Source organism: Nocardia heshunensis (assembly GCF_054782115.1).
On record NZ_BAAGTC010000020.1, the window covers coordinates 355,498 to 372,639 of the forward strand.

At 65.8% G+C, this 17,142-nt stretch carries 15 protein-coding genes; 4 read left to right on the forward strand and 11 right to left on the reverse strand.

What is annotated here, in order from left to right:
• Positions 1 to 2,389: 2,389 nt before the first annotated feature.
• Positions 2,390 to 2,806, reverse strand: coding sequence for a cytochrome c oxidase subunit 4 (locus tag ACYVN4_RS37905; protein WP_379364062.1), 417 nt, complete (start codon positions 2,804 to 2,806; stop codon positions 2,390 to 2,392).
• A 12-nt stretch (positions 2,807 to 2,818) separates the two neighbouring features.
• Positions 2,819 to 3,949, reverse strand: a complete 1,131-nt coding sequence (gene ctaC, locus ACYVN4_RS37910; RefSeq protein WP_460727784.1) for an aa3-type cytochrome oxidase subunit II — start codon at positions 3,947 to 3,949, stop codon at positions 2,819 to 2,821.
• 316 nt (positions 3,950 to 4,265) lie between these two features.
• Between ctaC and asnB the strand changes: the two genes are divergently transcribed.
• Positions 4,266 to 6,233 carry an asparagine synthase (glutamine-hydrolyzing) gene (asnB, locus tag ACYVN4_RS37915; protein ID WP_460727786.1) on the forward strand — a complete coding sequence of 656 codons (1,968 nt, stop codon included), beginning with the start codon at positions 4,266 to 4,268 and terminating at the stop codon, positions 6,231 to 6,233.
• A 322-nt stretch (positions 6,234 to 6,555) separates the two neighbouring features.
• The gene (locus tag ACYVN4_RS37920) at positions 6,556 to 6,981 is read left to right on the forward strand and encodes a response regulator (protein ID WP_460727788.1); all 426 of its coding nucleotides are present in this window, start codon (positions 6,556 to 6,558) and stop codon (positions 6,979 to 6,981) included.
• Positions 6,982 to 7,019: 38 nt separating this feature from the next.
• On the opposite strand, the gene ACYVN4_RS37925 is transcribed toward ACYVN4_RS37920, so the two are convergent.
• A complete protein-coding gene (locus ACYVN4_RS37925) occupies positions 7,020 to 7,397 on the reverse strand; it encodes a DoxX family protein (protein WP_460727790.1) in 378 nt (125 codons plus the stop codon).
• A gap of 119 nt (positions 7,398 to 7,516) precedes the next feature.
• On the opposite strand from ACYVN4_RS37925, the gene ACYVN4_RS37930 reads away from it, so the two are divergent.
• The gene (locus ACYVN4_RS37930) at positions 7,517 to 8,407 is read left to right on the forward strand and encodes a LysR family transcriptional regulator (RefSeq protein WP_460727792.1); all 891 of its coding nucleotides are present in this window, start codon (positions 7,517 to 7,519) and stop codon (positions 8,405 to 8,407) included.
• 25 nt (positions 8,408 to 8,432) lie between these two features.
• Here the strand turns inward: ACYVN4_RS37930 and ACYVN4_RS37935 are convergent, their stop codons facing one another.
• The 5 genes from ACYVN4_RS37935 to ACYVN4_RS37955 all read right to left on the reverse strand — a co-directional run bounded on the left by ACYVN4_RS37935 (position 8,433) and on the right by ACYVN4_RS37955 (position 12,841).
• Entirely contained in the window at positions 8,433 to 9,017 is a 585-nt protein-coding gene (locus tag ACYVN4_RS37935) for an SUKH-4 family immunity protein (protein WP_460727794.1), read from the reverse strand.
• A 68-nt stretch (positions 9,018 to 9,085) separates the two neighbouring features.
• Positions 9,086 to 10,045: a glycine betaine ABC transporter substrate-binding protein gene (locus ACYVN4_RS37940; RefSeq protein WP_460727946.1), complete on the reverse strand. Its 960-nt coding sequence runs from the start codon at positions 10,043 to 10,045 to the stop codon at positions 9,086 to 9,088.
• A 14-nt stretch (positions 10,046 to 10,059) separates the two neighbouring features.
• A complete protein-coding gene (locus ACYVN4_RS37945) occupies positions 10,060 to 10,836 on the reverse strand; it encodes an ABC transporter permease (protein ID WP_460727796.1) in 777 nt (258 codons plus the stop codon).
• Positions 10,833 to 12,197 carry an ABC transporter ATP-binding protein gene (locus ACYVN4_RS37950; protein WP_460727798.1) on the reverse strand — a complete coding sequence of 455 codons (1,365 nt, stop codon included), beginning with the start codon at positions 12,195 to 12,197 and terminating at the stop codon, positions 10,833 to 10,835. The genes ACYVN4_RS37945 and ACYVN4_RS37950 overlap by 4 nt, the downstream gene beginning before the upstream one ends.
• Positions 12,194 to 12,841: an ABC transporter permease gene (locus ACYVN4_RS37955; RefSeq protein ID WP_460727800.1), complete on the reverse strand. Its 648-nt coding sequence runs from the start codon at positions 12,839 to 12,841 to the stop codon at positions 12,194 to 12,196. Before ACYVN4_RS37955 ends, ACYVN4_RS37950 begins: the two co-directional genes overlap by 4 nt.
• Before the next feature lie 179 nt (positions 12,842 to 13,020).
• Between ACYVN4_RS37955 and ACYVN4_RS37960 the strand changes: the two genes are divergently transcribed.
• Positions 13,021 to 14,439, forward strand: a complete 1,419-nt coding sequence (locus ACYVN4_RS37960) for a DUF1254 domain-containing protein (RefSeq protein ID WP_460727802.1) — start codon at positions 13,021 to 13,023, stop codon at positions 14,437 to 14,439.
• 117 nt (positions 14,440 to 14,556) lie between these two features.
• Here ACYVN4_RS37960 and ACYVN4_RS37965 read toward each other — a convergent pair whose 3' ends face one another.
• Genes ACYVN4_RS37965 through ACYVN4_RS37975 form a run of 3 tightly spaced genes read right to left on the reverse strand, consistent with a single transcriptional unit; the run spans position 14,557 to position 17,137 of the window.
• Positions 14,557 to 15,219: a methionine ABC transporter permease gene (locus ACYVN4_RS37965; RefSeq protein WP_460727948.1), complete on the reverse strand. Its 663-nt coding sequence runs from the start codon at positions 15,217 to 15,219 to the stop codon at positions 14,557 to 14,559.
• A gap of 26 nt (positions 15,220 to 15,245) precedes the next feature.
• A complete protein-coding gene (locus tag ACYVN4_RS37970; RefSeq protein ID WP_460727804.1) occupies positions 15,246 to 16,265 on the reverse strand; it encodes a methionine ABC transporter ATP-binding protein in 1,020 nt (339 codons plus the stop codon).
• A complete protein-coding gene (locus tag ACYVN4_RS37975; protein WP_460727806.1) occupies positions 16,262 to 17,137 on the reverse strand; it encodes a MetQ/NlpA family ABC transporter substrate-binding protein in 876 nt (291 codons plus the stop codon). Before ACYVN4_RS37975 ends, ACYVN4_RS37970 begins: the two co-directional genes overlap by 4 nt.
• Between the last annotated feature and the right edge of the window lie 5 nt (positions 17,138 to 17,142).

Genomic DNA, 17,142 nt, shown 5'->3' on the forward strand with positions numbered 1-17,142 from the left:
CCTCTTAGCCCACGAGCTGTTCTTCATCGAGGCCGCCGTTACCCACAGTCAACGGAGCTGATTCTCTGGTGCCGCAGCTCCTCCGGAAGCTGCCCTTCATCGAGGCTCGTTCTTGCCTGTGTACCCGTCGACTCCTATGGCGAGCCGCAGCTCGTCCCACAAGCTGCTCTTACATCGAGGCATCGACAAGAAGCGTGGAATCGCGTTCTCGCGCACCGCGGCAGCAGTTCTCAAGCAAACTGCCCTTCATTGAGGCATGATCGCGTTCGTCACCGCGTAAGTAGTGGCGACATCGCAGCTCGTCCGCGAGCTGCTCTACATCGAGGAAATTCGCGGTTCACCTCACACCCGAGCATCGTTCGTAGCTGCAGCTCATCCATGGGCCGCTCTTCATCCTGGTACGCCCCAGATCGTTGCCCAACCATCCCGAGGCCGAATGACCCAGCTCCTGCACGAGCGGTCCCTTCATAGAGGCACCGCCCCCTCAGCGGCGACCCACAAGCCCAGAACGCCGCAGCTCATCCGCGAGCTGTCCTTCATCGAGGCGGCGACGAGGCGTTTGTATACCTATGGCACGAGTGGCCGCAGCTCGCCAAATAGATGTCTTTCATCGCGCTGCCTTCGAGGAGCGAGCGCGATAGAGTTCGGTGCCGGAGGTCCGCCATGAGCTGCTCTTCATCTAGGCAAGGAATCGACGTTTATGGATCGGCTTCTGCTGCCGGTGCCGCAGCTTGTCCACGAGCCGCCGCTCTTCATCAAGGCATGTACCCGTCACCTGCCAACAGTTTGTGCTGGTTGCTGCTGCTCTTCCACGAGCAGCCTTCATGGAGGCCGTCGCGCGCTGATGGTCAACCCGTACACGATGCCCATAAAGCGGCCTCTTGTACACCAAACTGCTCTTCATTGAGGCTCTAGAAGTATGCAGGTCGCCGTGTAGAGGGGGTTCGAAGCCGCAGCTCGTTCGCGAGCTGCCCTTCATCGAGGCTCGTGCATCGTCGTACCAATCGCGCGGGTAATTGGTGCCTCACCGATGCGGGCGGCGAGATCTCCTGAATCAAGAGCGTTGCGGCGATCGCGTACCCCACCGGATTTGGTTGGGACGCTTCGGGTCTCGTGCTGACACGAGGCCCTCGATCCAGCCCGCCGCGAACCCTGTTAAACCCACAGAGGAAGGCGGCCCGCCGTTCGAAAAGTTCGGTCATCTTGCGCAGCACAGCACCCCGTCCGCGTGAATCCGCCCAGCGCGGTAGCGTGTGGCCATGATCGGCGCTGTCGTATTCGACGTTGGAGAAACGCTGGTGGATGAGACTCGCGAGTACGGGACGTGGGCGGATTGGCTTGGTGTACCCCGGCATACGTTCGTCAGCGTCTTCGGTGCGACGATCGCCGACGGCAAGGATTATCGCGAGGCCTTCCAGATCTTCCGTCCTGGTTTCGATCTGACGGAGGAGCGAGAGGCGAGGGCGCGCGCCGGACAGCCGGAAACATTCGGCGAGGAAGACCTGAATAAGGAAAGCGCATGTTGTGCAACAAGTTCGGAATCATTGCACTCGCCGCCGCGGCGATCGTCGAACCCCCGATCACGGGCGCCGCGCCCCTGCGCTGATCAATCTCGACATCCCACACGAGCTATTCTTCATCGAGTCAGGTGTAGTAGCTCCTACACGACCCACCTTTCATCGAGGCGACAACCGCACCCGGGGACCTGAATCCCCACACCCACGTCGCAGCTCATTCGTGAGCTGCATTTCATCGAGGTATCGTGGCCGCGAACGTGACCCGTGAAAATTGTCGGCAGTAGCTCTTCATCGAGGCCACGTCGGGACAACGGGCTGGCACTTCTGCGTCCGCGAAGGTTAGCTTGTCCACGCCAATCTTCATCGAGGCAACGACGACGGGATCGCGACTTATCCTGCCACCTTCCGCCGCAGCTCCTCCGGGCGCTGTCCTTCATCGAGGCACGTTCAATCAGGTGGACTGGTTCTTTCTGCGCGGGTCACTGTAGCTCGTCCGCAAGTACTTTCATCGAGGCAACGGCATTAGGATTCGCGTTGCATATCCCTACGACGCCGCAGCTCTCCGCAGCTGCTCTTCATCAAGGCATTAGATCGCCTGCCCAGTCCTACATGTCGCAACTTGCGAGCTGTCCTTCATCGAGGTACGTACTGGCGGCGGTAGCAGCCCATGTCGGCACCGCTGCAGCTCCTCCGTGAGCTGCTCTTCATCGAGGCTGGTACGGGCCAAGGTTTGCAATCTGGAACGCGCCATCGGCGCAGCTCGTTCGTGAGCTGCTCTTAATCGAGGGGCACTTTTCGAAAAGCTCGGCCCTCTTTCAGCGGCAAAGCGCCCCATCCGAATCCGGATGGGGCGCTTCGGGTAATGCTCTAGCTCAGTGCTTTTCCGGGCCGAGGTGGTACTCGAACACCAGACCGGCCGCGGCGGCCAGGATGCAGATGACGCCGATCGCGATCAGCCAGTACTGGAAGAACGCGAAGCCCAGCGCGGTGATGGAACCCGCGCCCGCGAGCAGGATGGGCCAGAACGAACCGGGCGAGAAGAAGCCCAGGTCGCCGGCGCCGTCGACGATCTCCGCCTCCTCGTAGTCCTCCGGGCGGAGGTCGAGGCGGCGAGCCACGAAGCGGAAGTAGGTGGCCACGATCAGCGCCAGGCCCGCCGACAGCACGATGGCGGTGGTACCCGCCCACTCGACACCGGTACGGGAGCGGCCCGTGAAGTAGCCGTAGACCACGGCCACGATCACGAAGAAGACCGTGATCAGTTCGAAGATGCGAGCTTCGACCTTCATGTCAGTTCATCCTCACTTGGCGTCGGCGAGTTCGTTACCGCGCGCCTTGCGGTCGGTGTTGAACGGCTTGGTGGAAGTGGCCACGGGCGATTCGCCGATGCTGGCGAGCGCCTCGCCATTGGTCTTGAGCGGGTTCTTGGTCCGGAAGTCCATGTACTGCGCGAACTTCTCGGGGGACACCACGCGGATCTCGAAGTTCATCATCGAGTGGAAGGTGCCGCACATCTCGGCGCAACGGCCGACGAACGCGCCTTCCTTCTCGATCTTGGTGATCTGGAAGACGTTGTCCGAGTTGTTCTGCTTCGGGTTCGGCATCACGTCGCGCTTGAAGAGGAACTCCGGCACCCAGAAGGAGTGGATGACGTCCGCGGCGGCGAGCTGGAACTCGATGTTGCGACCCGACGGCAGGACCAGCACGGGAACCTCGTTGGAGGTACCGGTGGTCTCGACCTTGTCGTAGTGCAGGTAGGAGATGTCGTTGGCAGGCAGGCCGTTGTTCGGGCCGGGCTGCGGGTGGCCATCCTTGGTCGCTTCCTTGTAGCGATCCTTGATGTCCGTGTTCATGTCCTGGCGCTCGGTGTCGACACCGTCGAAGGTGTACCGAGGCTGGCCGTCGACGGCCATGTCCACGTGCTGGTAGCCGAACTTCCAGTTCCACTGGAACGCGGTCACGTCCACGGTGACATCCGGGTTGGCGACCTTCTCGTGCACGTAGTTCTGCACGACCACGGTGAAGTAGAACAGCACCGCGATGATCACGAACGGGATCGCGGTGTAGCTCAGCTCCAGCGGCACGTTGTAACCGGTCTGCCGCGGGAACTCCGGGGAGTTCGGCTTCTTGCGGTGGAAGATCACGGTCCAGAAGGTCAGACCCCAGACCAGCACACCCATCGCCAGCGCGGCGAGCACGGACCAGGTCCACAGCTCGCGCATCTTGGTGGCCTGCGGCGTGATGCCCGAGGGCCAGCCGAATCGAAGCCACGGGTTGTCGATCGAGCAGCCGGAGACGAGCATCGCGGTCATCCCCAAGGACACCGCCAGCCCGGCCCGCCGAAGGATGCGGCCCCGCCGACCCTGGGCGGGTCGTGCCCCAATCGCCTCGCTCGCCTTGTGCGCCACGCTCAACGCCTTCCTGGTCGTCATTCCGACAACGCGCCGCCCAGGCTCCCTTCCGCCCGGGCGACACATTTCAGCACAGTTTGGGGCCTCGAGGAGGATACGCGTGAACGCGCAACCGACCCTGAGAGTTTCCCAAGTACTACGCAGCGTAGACCAAGAAACCGCCCTCGTTGTGACGGGGTCCGGTTCGACACTCCGGAAACCTCATAAGCAGTGGATACGGGCTCTAGCGGCGGGATCCGACCGGGTACGGCATACTCGGGCAGTAGGTTTCGCGTCGTGCGTGCCCGTGCGGGTACGCCCCCAAATCTTTTGATTCCGGAAAGAGGTTGCTGCCGCAGTGTGTGGACTGCTCGGATTTCTGACAGCTGGCACGGCTACCACCGCTGACGGGCGGACGGTCGAAACCACGGCGGCACAGGTTTACGAGGCGCTGCACTGTCAGCGCCACCGCGGCCCCGACGAGCGCGGCACCTGGACCGACGAGCGCATGATCTTCGGCTTCAACCGCCTGTCGATCATCGATATCGAGCACTCGCACCAGCCGCTGCGCTGGGGTCCGCCGGAGAACCCCGAGCGCTACGCCATGACGTTCAACGGCGAGATCTACAACTACCTCGAGTTGCGCGCCGAACTGAAGGAGGCGCACGAGGCCGAGTTCGGCGATCAGCCGATGTTCCGTACCGAGGGTGACGGTGAAGCGATCGTCGCGGCCTTCCATTACTGGGGCACCAAGGCTCCCAGCCGGTTGCGCGGCATGTTCGCCTTCGCCATCTGGGATACCGAGCTGAACAAGCTGTTCCTGGCGCGCGACCCGTTCGGCATCAAGCCGCTGTTCATCGCCACCGGCGACGGCGGCACCGCCTTCTCCAGCGAGAAGAAGAGCCTGCTGGGACTGCTTCCCGCGCTGGAGCTTTCCGACGAGCTGGATCCGCGGGCTCTGGAGCACTACACGGTGCTGCAGTACGTGCCCGAGGCCGAGACCCTGCACAAGAACGTGCGCCGCCTCGAATCCGGTTGCTACGCCTGGGTCGAGCCCGGCGAGGCCCCGCGCGTGACCCGCTACTTCAACCCGCAGTTCCGGGTGCAGAAGTTCACGGCCGGGTCGGAGGCCAAGCGCTACAAGGAGATCGCCGAGGCGCTCGAGGACTCCGTCGCCAAGCACATGCGCGCGGATGTGACCGTCGGCGCGTTCCTGTCGGGCGGCATCGACTCGACCGCGACCGCGGCGCTGGCCATCCGGCACAACCCGAACCTGCTGACCTTCACCTCGGCGTTCGAGCGGCACGGCTACTCGGAGGCCGACGTCGCCGCCGAGACCGCCGCGGCCATCGGCGCGAAGCATTACGTGCGCATGGTCTCCCCCGAGGAATACGCCGCGGCGATCCCCGAGATCGTCTGGTACCTCGACGAACCCGTCGCCGACCCGGCGCTGGTGCCGCTGTACTTCGTGGCCAAGGAGGCCCGCAAGCACGTCAAGGTGGTGCTCTCGGGTGAGGGCGCCGACGAGCTGTTCGGCGGTTACACCATCTACCGGGAACCGTTGTCGCTCAAGCCGTTCGAGTACCTGCCCAAGGGCGTGCGCAAGCTGGCGGGCAAGCTGGCGGACCGGATCCCGGAGGGCACCCGGGGCAAGAGCCTGCTGCACCGCGGCTCGCTCACCCTCGAGGAGCGCTACTACGGCAATGCCCGCAGCTTCAACGACGCCCAATTGCGTTCGGTGCTGCGGGAATTCCGGCCCGAGTGGACTCATCAAGACGTGACCGGCCCCATCTACGCCATGCAAGGCAACCACTGGGATCCGGTCGCCCGCATGCAGCACCTGGACCTGTTCACCTGGCTGCGCGGCGACATCCTGGTCAAGGCCGACAAGGTGACCATGGCCAACTCCCTGGAGTTGCGCGTCCCGTTCCTGGACGCCGAGGTCTTCAAGGTCGCGGAGAAGATCCCGTTCGACCAGAAGATCACCAAGGACACCACCAAATACGCCCTGCGCCAGGCGTTGACGGACATCGTGCCCCCGCACGTCCTCAACCGCGCCAAGCTCGGCTTCCCGGTCCCCCTGCGCCACTGGCTGCGCGGCCCGGAACTCTACGACTGGGCTCGCGCCCAGATCACCGATTCCGGCACCGACCACTTGCTCAACAAGCAGGCCATCCTGACCATGCTGGACGCCCACCGCACCGGCCCGGTCGACCACAGCCGCCGCCTGTGGACCCTGCTGATCTTCATGATCTGGCACGGCATCTTCGTCGAGAACCGCATCAAGCCGGAGATCCAGGAACCGACGTACCCCGTCAACCTCTGACCTGTCACCCTCCCGGGGACGTGCCCCAACACGTCCCCGGGAGGGAACGAATTACGGCGAGGACGGTGAGCCGTTCCGTAGCGGTCTGATCGCGGTGCGGTCACGTCGAGGAGATTCGGTCTCGGAACGGTCTCCGACCGGTGAACAACGTCCGACACGTGCGGGACAATTCCAACATTCTGATTGCCGAGCGATTGCTGTCGGTTTAGCCTCGAGGCCCGGTTTCAGAACACCGACCAGTTGGTCCTTTGATGGATCCGCAGGCGGCACTGGTAGCGGGACCACACGGCGGGTCGGGGGATCCGGTCGATAGGGGTAACCCATGAACACTCATCAGCTCTCGATCACTCGTGCGCCGCACCCGCCGATCCCGCCGTCCCGGCCCGCGCCGACCAGCCGGGTGCTCGTGGTCGAGCAGCACGCCACGAACGCCGAGATGGCGCTGCTCGTCCTGACCGCCGCCGGATACGACGCCCTGCACGCCTGCTCCGGCGCCCAGGCGCTGACCCTCACCGCGCAGTGGCATCCCGACCTGATCCTGCTGGACATCCTGCTCCCCGACCGATCCGGCATCGACGTCTGCCTGAGCCTGTGTCAGGCATCCCCGGCCCCGGTCATGATCATCTCCGCCGAAACCGACTCCACCATCATCGATCTCGCCTTGACCGCCGGCGCCTGCGACTACCTCCCCAAGCCCTTCCGCACCGCCGAACTGATGACCCGCATCCAGGCCCGCCTCGGCCGGTGACCGGCCCCGACCGTTGACGACACCGATCGACCGGCGGGTCAGAAGGGGTGCAGGGTGAGGCGGCCTATGACGATGAAGAGGGCCAGGGCGAGGTAGATCGCGTTCACCGCAACGAGATTGGGTTGGTGGAGGCGGGCGTGGGTGCGCATGGCGCCGAACATCAGGAGGATCCAGGCGGCCGCGGTGACGGTGACCATGACCGGAGCGATGTGGAGGGCGGCGGGGAGGATCAGGCCGGCGGCGGCCAGGAGTTCGGTGATGCCGAGGATTTTGATGAAACCCGGGGTGGCGTCGGCAGTCCATTCGCCGCCGTGGGCGGCGGCCAATTTCGGCTTGGGCACAAAGGTTTTGGTGATGCCTCCCGCCAGGGCGACGGTGGCGAGCAGGCCGGTGACGATCCACAGGGTGAGGTTCACGAGATTCTCCGATGGGGTTGTTCCGAAGTCGTTGCCGCGGTGATGTATTCAGCATCGTGGCTGGTCAGGGCACGAACAAGGTAAGGTTCGTGGGTTGATCGATAATGCTGGAGTTATCAGTGGAGTTGCGGGACATCGAGATCTTTCTGACCCTCGCCGAGGAGTTGCACTTCGGGCGTACCGCGGAACGACTGCATGTTTCGCAGGCGCGGGTCAGTCAGGCTGTTCGGAAGCAGGAGCGCCGACTCGGGGTGGCGCTGTTCGAACGCACCAGCCGGAGTGTGCGGCTGACCCCGGTCGGACGACGCTTACGCGAGGACCTTCAGCAGGTTCACGACCTGCTGGGCGAGGCTCTGGCCCGCGCCGAGGCAGCGGGCGTCGGTGCCGGAAAGACGCTGCGACTGGGCGTGTTCGGGCATGCCGGACACGAGTTACGGCCGCTGCTGGACGCCTACGATGCCCGCCACCCCGGCGTGGACGTGCAGTTCACCGAGATCAACGGCAGCGATCCCTTCGGCTCACTGCGCGGCGGCGGCAGCGACGCCAACGTGCTGTGGCTGCCGGTCCGCGAACCGGATCTCACGGTCGGACCGACCGTGCTCACCGGGCGGCGGGTGCTGGCCGTGTCCACGAATCATCCACTGGCCGAACGCGGCAGCGCGAGCCTCGAGGATCTCGCCGACAATCGGGTCGTCGACTTCGGTCCCGACGCGCCGGAGTACTGGGTCGCGGCCATGGTCCCCACCCACACGCCGCTGGGTCGGCGGATTCCACGGGGACCGATCGCGCGGACCTTCCACGAAATCCTGTCGCTGGTCGCGAGCGGTCAGTGCGTACACCCGTTGGGCGAGATCGCGGCCCGCTACAACAGCCCTCCCGGCATCGCCTTCCTCCCGATGCCGGACGCACCCCTCCTGCACTGGGCGTTGGTCTGGCGCACCACCCCCGACAATTCCGCTCTTCGCGCGCTGGCGGGCACAGCCATGGAATGCGGACCGATTCAGCTCTGATACCCGGTGCTGAGCGGCGTCCGGGTTACTGGAGCTTTTCGGCGACGAAGCGGAGGGCCAGTTGCCAGGTCGGCTCGCCGGGCTCCCATTCCGAGTTCGGGTCCGGTGGGGCGAAACCTGTGGGGTCGGCGGTGATCATCAAGTGCCGTAGGCGATCTTCGGCTCCTGGGCGGAACGTGGCGTCTGGACCCAGGTGTTCGAAGTCGTAGTTGGGGCGCTCGGTTTCGAGCAGGTAGAGGAAGTAGAGGAAGGTCTCGAGGTTGCTGTTGAGGCGGGCAGGGATGCCGCCGTCGGGGATGCTGAAGACCGTGCCGTCCGCGATGTCGAGGTACACCACGTCGCTGGAGATGGTGCCGAGGCAGAGCCAGCGGGTGACGTCGAAGCCGAATTCGGCGTATTCCTCGACGAGGTCGTCGCCGGAGAGGCTCACCAGGCCCGCGCGCAGCTCGTCGGTGACGTCCAGCCAGTCGGTCGCGGGGAGTCCGATCTCCCGCAGGATCGAGCGTGCCGCCGGATCGGTGATGACGCCGAGTGCGTTCTGCGGCAACGTGATCAGCTCGCCCGGCGGGAATACCGTCTCGAGCATCGCCCGGTCGACCAGTCTGCTCATGCCCCACTCCTCACCTCGGTGTCCATCATTCACCGTCGTGGTCGGAGCGGATCCACGAGCCTGCCCGGTCACCCTGCGGTGACGAAGCCTTTGGCGATCATCCAGTCGCGAGCCACATCGGCGGGTTCGCGGCCGTCGACATCGACCTGGCGGTTGAGGTCGGTGATGACCGGGTTGGTGAGCAGAGCCGAGATCGGGGCCATCAGGGTGGCGATGTCGGGGTGGGCGCGGTTGAAGTCGGCGCGAAGCACCAGGGCCGCATTGTATTTCGGGAAGAAGGAGCGGTCGTCCTTCAACAGCACCAGGTCGAGGGCGGGGATGCGGCCGTCGGTCGCAGCGACGGAGCCGAAGCGGCATTGGCGGGCGTCGGCGGTGGCCTGATAGACGAGGGCGTCCTGGACGATCTGCTTGTGCACCTTGCCGGTGTCGATGCCGTACTTGGCTGCCATGCCGGGGAATCCGTCCGGGCGGACATTGAATTCGGTGCCGACACAGGTTCCGGCCGCGGACGGATCCTTCGCGATCAGGGCGGCATAGTCGGAGAGGGTGGCGACGCCGGTCTCCTGCGCGGTGTGCGCGCTGGTCACCATCGCGTAGGTGTTGTTCATGGGCGCCATATCGGCCCACACCATGCCGTGGGCGGCGAGGTCGGCGTCGCGTACCTGCTCGAACTGCCCGAGCTCGTCCGGGACCGGCTTCTCCTTGCCGAGATAGTTCACCCACCCGGTGCCGGTGTAGTCGAAGGCCACGTCGATCTGCCCGTGCAACTGCGCGTCCCGAAGACTGTTGGAGCCTTGGATATTCGTCAGATCGCGCACATTCGCGCCGGCCGCGGAGAGTGCGAATTCGATGAGGTAGCCGAGGATGTTCTGCTCGGTGAAATCCTTCGACCCGACCGTGACCGTCACCCCGTGCAGTGCGGCCACCGGGCGAATACTGCCCGGCCCCACCCGCAACGGCACCGCGCTGCCGGACTCCAGCCCGCAGCCGGTCAGTGCCAAGAGCAGTCCGATCAGCAAGCAGCCCAGTCTTTTTCCGAATCTCACCGCAGCCCCCTCGGCCCGAGGAAGCGTTCCGCCAGCGCCCCGAGCCAGTCGACGAGCAGCGCCAGCGCCACCGCGAGCACCGCTCCGACAACCAGGGTGACGTTGTCGCGCAGCTTGTAGCCGGTGTCGATGAGAATCCCGAGCCCACCGGCGCTCACCAGGAACGACAGCGTCGCGGTGCCGACGGCCAGCACCAGCGAAGTCCGCAGTCCCGCCAGGATGTACGGCACCGCCAGCGGAAACTCGATGCGCCGCAACACCGTTGCCGCGGACATCCCCTGCCCGCGCCCGGCATCCACTACGGTCGGATCCACCTGCTGGTAGCCGAGAATCGTATTGCGCAGCACCGGAAGCAGCGAATAGAACGCGATCGGCAGCACCCCGATCCAGAACCCGGTGGTGCGAGTGGCGAGATAGAACAACACGATCAACCCGATCGCGGGCGCGGCGGCCCCGATATTGGCGATCCCGATGAAAACCGGTGCGAGACGCCGAAACCCCGGCCGGGTAACCAGCGTCCCCAACGGCACCGCCACCGCAAGCACGATCACCACCACCGCGACCGTGATCGCCAGATGCTGCCGAGTAACGGTCACAATGTTGTCCGCGTTCATACTCGCCCGCTGTGTGACGGTCAGCGTCCGACTGAAGGCCCAAACCAGCACACCTGCAGTCAGCACGATGACGAACAGCGGCTGAACGAGCAGCCGCAGACGTTCGGCGCGACGCGCAGTCGCGGTGCTCGCCGGTCCGGCAACAGTGCTCGCAGTCATGGCCGCGACTCCTCCCCCGGCGCACCGGCCGCTCCCGACGGCCCGGCCCCCGCCTCCACCTGCCCGCCACTCGCCTCCGCCTGCCCGGCGGCCGCTGCCACATGCCCGGCGGCTGCCTCCACCTTCTCGGCGGCTGCCTCCACCTGCCCGGCCGCCCCCTCCACGTGCCCGGCGGCCATCTTCTCGTGTGCCGCAGCCATTTCCGCGTGCCCGGCCGCCACCTCTGCCTGTGCGGCACGCAGCGCCGACAGGTGCGCGACCAAGGTGTCGATGGTGATGAGGCCCGCGTATTCACCACGCGGACCCGCGATCACGGCGGTCGCGTTCTGCTGGACGAGCAGCGCCTCCAGCGCGGCCTGCAGCGTGGATCGCAGCGACAGCGACTCCGCCACCGCGACACCGACATTCCGCAGGGATTCAGCCCCGGCCAACTGCTCCGCCGACACCCACCGCAGCGGCCGCCGATTGTCGTCGAGGATCAGCGCCCACGGCCAGTCCAGTCCGGCGAGCGCGGCGCGCAGCACCGAGGCGGGCTCGTCCTCGGTGGCGACCGGACAGTTCCCGAGCTCCACATCCGCGATCCGGGTGAGGGTCAACTGTTTGAGCGAGGCGTCCCCGCCGACGAATCCGGCCACCGTCTCGTCCGCCGGGCGGGCCAGGATCGCGGCCGGGGTGTCGTACTGCAGGATGCGGGATTGGTTGCCCAGCACGGCGATTCGATCGCCGAGTTTGACCGCTTCGCTGAAATCGTGGGTGACGAACACGATCGTCTTGCCCAATTCGCCTTGCAGGCGCAGCAATTCGTCTTGCAGCAGCCCGCGGGTGATCGGATCGACCGCGCCGAACGGCTCGTCCATCAGCAGCACCGGCGGATCGGCGGCCAGCGCGCGGGCCACGCCGACCCGCTGCTGCTGCCCGCCCGACAGTTGGCGTGGGTACCGGCGTCGATACGTGTCCGGGTCCAGTCCGACCAGCGCCAGCATCTCGTCCACCCGCGCGGCCGTCCGCTTGCGATCCCAGCCGAGCAACCCCGGCACCGTGGCGACATTCTTGGCAACGGTCAGATGCGGGAACAACCCGGCCTGCTGAATGGAATACCCGATGCCGCGCCGCAATTCGTCCGGGTTCATGCTCGCAGCGTCACGCCCGCCGATCGAGATGGTGCCCGCGCTCGGCTCGATCAGCCGGTTGATCATGCGCAGCGTGGTGGTCTTGCCGCAGCCGGACGGCCCGACCAGCACCACGATCTCGCCCGCCGGAATGGTCATGGAGACCGCGTCGACGGCCGGATCGGGTTGCCCCGCATAAAATTTGGAGACCGAATCGAGGACGATCCCGACTCCGGACACGGTGGCGGTCATCGCAGCCCCTTCGAGGTGGTGAAACGTCCGATGAGCAGGAACGCCCCGTCGAGCAGCAGGGCGAGCACGACCACGAGCACCGTCCCGGTCAGCGCCTGCGGCACCGCATTCGGACTGCCGAGCCGCGAGAGCCCGGAGAGGATGACATTGCCCAGCCCCGGTCCCTTGGCGTAGGCGGCCAGCGCCAGAATGCCCATGATCAATTGCGTGCTCACCCGCATGCCGGTGAGGATCGCGGGCCAGGCCAGCGGCAGTTCGATGACCGCCAGCACCCGCCACCGGTTCATCCCGACCCCACGCGCGGCATCCACCACGGCCGGATCCACCGAGGACAGGCCGATGATGGCGTTGCGCAGGATCGGCAGCAGCGCATAGATCACCAGCGCCGTGACGGTCGGCGCGACGCCGAGCCCGAGCACCGGAATCAGCAGCCCGAGCAGCGCGAACGACGGCACGGTCAACACCGCGCTGGCCGCCGCCGTGGCCGCCGAGGAGCCCAGCGGGCTGCGGTACACCAGCACCGCGATGCTCACCGCCACCACGGTGGCGATGATCAGCGACTGCACCACGGCCGACACGTGCAGATACGAGTCGACGAGCAGCTGATGCCGCCGTGTGACGAGGAACCTCCACAGCGCGTCCATAAGCCCCACCTCCCGGATCCCGCTGTCTCGGAGACTATCCCGGTCCCGGCTCCCCCACGCGGGAACGAGATCGACCGGCTCGGATGCGCGGTTTGCCGCCACCCCGGCAGTACGGTAGCCAAAGGTTAGCCACTATACTTGCAGCGACACTGCAATAACACGAGCCTGAGGTGGTATCCATGGATCTTCCGTCCAATGCCGGTGACGCCCCGCGCGTCAATCGCCGCATGGCAATCGGACTCGGGGTCGCGGCGGTGGCCGCCCTCGGGCTGACCGCGTGCGGCAAGTCGAGCAGCGGTTCGAGCACCACCAGCACCAGCCCCGCCTCCACCGATCCACACGAAATCGCCGCCGACGCCTACGTCTTCGGCTACCCGCTGGTCCTCATGGACGTCACCCGCGAAACCGGCGGCCCGGCAAACCAATTCGTGCATCAGAACCCGCCCACGCCCGAAGAGAAGCAGGTCGTGCGGCTCAACCTGGACACCCTGTACTCGCAGGCCTGGCTGGATCTGCGTGCCGAACCGATGGTGGTGCAGGTGCCCGTGATCGAGGGCCGGTACTGGCTCATGCAGTTCATGGACGCGTGGACCAATACCGCGCACGATCCGAGCAGCACCAACCCGCGCATCACCGCGAACGGCGCACAGCCGCCCTACACCTACCTGATCACCGGGCCCGGCTGGAACGGCACGGTGCCCGCGGGCATGACCCGGCTCGCCATGCCGACCGGCACCACGTGGCTGCTGGGTCGCATCGAATACAAGGGCGACAACGACATCGAGAACGTGCGCGCCCTGCAGCAGCAGCTGAAACTGGCCCCGCTCAGCGTCTGGAACGCCGACCCGAACGCGGTCCACGGCGGGCCGGGCGCGCAGCCCGCCGGCAGTGGTTCACCCGCGCAGACGGTGGCGCAGATGGACGGGCCGACCTTCTTCAACCGCATGTACGCGGTGCTGGCGCGCAATCCGGCCGCGCCCGACGACGTCGACGCCATGAAGCGCTTCGCCACCATCGGTATCACCTCGGGTGCGACCATGAACGCCACGGCCACGGACATGCTCAACGCCGGGATCGCGGCGGGCCGCAAACAGATCGCCGCCTACCGCGATCCGAAGGCCCAGAACTCCAACGGGTGGACCTTCGACCTCAATGTCGGCACCTACGGCACCGACTACCCGTTGCGCGCCCAGGTCGCCGCGGTCGGGCTGGGCGCGAACCTGCCCCGGGACGCGGTGTACCCGACCATCAACGCGAAAGCCGAGAGCGGCAACCGATTCCAGATCACCTTCCCGAGCGGTCAACTACCGCCCGTCGACGCCTTCTGGTCGATCACCGCCTATGACGCGCAGAGCTATTTGATCCAGAACCCAGCGCGCATCTACTCCGTCGGGCACCTGGTGCCGCTCACCCCGGCCGCCGACGGCACCATCGAAATCGTCGCGCAGAGCGCCGATCCCGGGCCGGACGTGCCCGCCGGGCACTGGCTGCCGATCCCGGAATCCGGCGACTTCTCCCTCACGTTGCGGCTGTACGCGCCGAAAGACACTGTGCTGAACGGCAAGTGGCAGGTGCCGAAGCTGGAGCAGGTGAACTGACCGACGACCCGCCGAGCCGCTGCGCCCCTCATCGGCACAGCACCCGGCGGGTTATCGGCGCGCCATCCGCGGGCTACCGATGCACCACTCGCGAGCTATCGGCACACCGCTCGCGGACTATCGACGCAGCACCCGCCGGGCCAGGAAGTTCCCCAGGAACTGGATGCCCTGCACCCCGGCGATGATGATCAACGTCGCCACCAGCGTGACCTGCCAGTCGAAGCGCTGATACCCGTACACGAGCGCGAAATCCCCCAGCCCGCCGCCGCCGACCGTCCCCGCCATCGCCGACATGTCCACGATGGCGATCACCACGAACGTGTACCCGAGCACCAAGGGCCCCAACGCTTCCGGAATCAGCAGCGTCAGAATGATCCGCAACGGCCCCGCCCCCATCGACCGCGCCGCCTCGATCACCCCCGGATCCACGGTCACCAGATTCTGTTCGACGATCCGCGCGATCCCGAACGACGCCGCCACGATCATCACGAACGCCGCCGCATCCGTCCCGATCGTCGTCCCGATCACCTTCAACGTCACCGGCCCCAACGCCGCCAGCAAAATAATGAACGGAATCGGCCGCACCACATTCACCAGCACATTCAGCACCAGATTCACCGGCCCATTGGCCAGCAACCCACCCTTGCGCGTGGTGTACAACAACGTCCCGAGAGCCAACCCAATAGTCCCGCCCACCACAAAGGTCAACAGCACCAAATAGATCGTCGTCCCCACGGCCTCACTCAGCACCGGCCGCAACCGATCCCAATCCGTATGCACGGCAGCCAGATTGCTCACGGTGCCCATTACGCGCTCCGCCTTTCGAGCTCGTCGGCCACCTTGTCGACCGCATCCTCGGGACCGTCGAGAGCCAGTGTGAGGCTGCCGAATGTCTTGTCCTGCAACGAACTCACGCCGCCGTGGACGATCTCGAATCGCACGCCGCCATGGACGGCGACCGCCAAGGCGTCACCGACGCCGCGCTCGTCGTCGATCTCGACGATGACCAGCCGACCGGAATGCCGCTTCCGCAACTGCTCCAGTTCATCGGCGGTCGGGCGGTTGTGCAGCACCGTCTCGACGAAGGATCGGGTCGGGGCAGCGGTCGGCGCGGCGAAGACGTCGAAAGTGCTGGCCAGCTCCACGATTCGGCCCTCCGCGAGGACCGCGACGCGGTCGGCGACCGCGCGGATGACGTCCATTTCGTGGGTGATGACCACGATGGTGACGCCGAGTTCGCGGTTGATCTTGCGCAGTAGGCGGAGGACCTCGCCGGTGGTTTCCGGGTCCAGGGCGGAAGTGGCCTCGTCGGCGAGTAGCAGGGAGGGTGAGGTGGCCAAGGCGCGGGCGATGCCGACGCGTTGTTTCTGGCCGCCCGAGAGTTGGTCGGGGTAGCTGCGGGCCTTGTCGGAAAGGCCGACGAACTCCAGCAGTTCGGCCACGCGCGCCTTGCGGCGGGCGCGGGGCCAGCCTGCCACCTTGAGCGGGTATTCGATATTGCCCGCGGCGGTGCGCGAGCGGAACAGGTTGAACTGCTGGAAGATCATGCCGATATCGCGGCGCAGGTGCCGGACCCGGGACTCCGGGACCCCGGTGATGGGGTCGCCGGAGATCAGGATGGTGCCGTCGGTCGGCTTCTCGAGCGCGTTGATCAGCCGGACCAGCGTGGACTTGCCCGCGCCGGAATAGCCGATCACACCGAAGATTTCGCCCTGCTCGATACGCAGGTCGATATCGTCGAGCGCGGTGTGGTCCTGCTTGCCGGTCCGGAAAACCTTGGTGACCGAACGGAATTCGACGGCGGCGGCAGTGCCGTTGTCGCTCACTTGTTGTCGCGGATGGTCTGCTGCACCCGCTGCAGGATCTGCTCCAGCTCCGGACCGCTCTTCTTCACCTCGACCGCGGTGCCCTTGGAATCCTCGTTCTCGGCCTTCTGCACCTCTGGGCTGTGGAAAATGTCCACCAGCTTCAGATACGTCGCATTGTCCTTGTCCGCGGCTCGGGTGACCAGCGCGTTGATGTACGGCGCGGCACCGGGATTGCTCGGATCATCCTTGTACAGCGCACTGTTCGGGTCGATGTCGGCCTTCGCCAGGTAGGTGTTGTTGACGATGGAGCCGTCCACCGACACCAGCGACAGCGCAGTCTGCGCGGCATCGACGGGCGTCACCTTCACCTTGGACGCACCCTTGTCGATATCGGCGGGCGTCGGCTGTGCCTTGTCACCCGCGAGCTTCAACAGCCCGGCCGCCTGCAGCACGAACAACGCCCGCGCCTGATTCGTCGGATCGTTCGGGATCGCGATCTCCCCGCCCTGTGGGATCTCCGCGACCGACTTGTGCTTCTTGGAGTACAGCCCCAGCGGCACGATGTAGGTCGACCCGATCGGCGTCAGATCCTGGTTGTTGGCCACGTTGTACTGGCCCAGGAACTGCAGGTGCTGAAACAGATTCACGTCGACCTGTTTCTGCGCCAGCGCCGTATTCGGCTGCGAGTAGTCCGAGTAGTGGACGATGTCGAGGTTGATGCCCTGCTTCTTGGCCTCGTCCTTGAAGACGTCCCAGTGCGGATCGGATTCGGTGGTGCCGATGCGCACGGTATTGCCGGTGGAGTCGCCGCTGCTGCCGCAGGCCGTGAGGGTGAGGCTCGCGACGGCTGCTACCAGGACCGGGATCGCCAGTACCCGATGGAATTTCACTCGTG

What these genes read in the sequence shown, in the direction of transcription:
- ACYVN4_RS37905 (WP_379364062.1), bottom strand. Translation starts at nt 2,806, where the DNA reads ATGAAGGTCGAAGCTCGCATCTTCGAACTGATCACGGTCTTCTTCGTG.
- ctaC (WP_460727784.1), bottom strand. Translation starts at nt 3,949, where the DNA reads ATGACGACCAGGAAGGCGTTGAGCGTGGCGCACAAGGCGAGCGAGGCG.
- ACYVN4_RS37920 (WP_460727788.1), top strand. Translation starts at nt 6,556, where the DNA reads ATGAACACTCATCAGCTCTCGATCACTCGTGCGCCGCACCCGCCGATC.
- ACYVN4_RS37935 (WP_460727794.1), bottom strand. Translation starts at nt 9,017, where the DNA reads ATGAGCAGACTGGTCGACCGGGCGATGCTCGAGACGGTATTCCCGCCG.
- ACYVN4_RS37945 (WP_460727796.1), bottom strand. Translation starts at nt 10,836, where the DNA reads ATGACTGCGAGCACTGTTGCCGGACCGGCGAGCACCGCGACTGCGCGT.
- ACYVN4_RS37950 (WP_460727798.1), bottom strand. Translation starts at nt 12,197, where the DNA reads ATGACCGCCACCGTGTCCGGAGTCGGGATCGTCCTCGATTCGGTCTCC.
- ACYVN4_RS37955 (WP_460727800.1), bottom strand. Translation starts at nt 12,841, where the DNA reads ATGGACGCGCTGTGGAGGTTCCTCGTCACACGGCGGCATCAGCTGCTC.
- ACYVN4_RS37960 (WP_460727802.1), top strand. Translation starts at nt 13,021, where the DNA reads ATGGATCTTCCGTCCAATGCCGGTGACGCCCCGCGCGTCAATCGCCGC.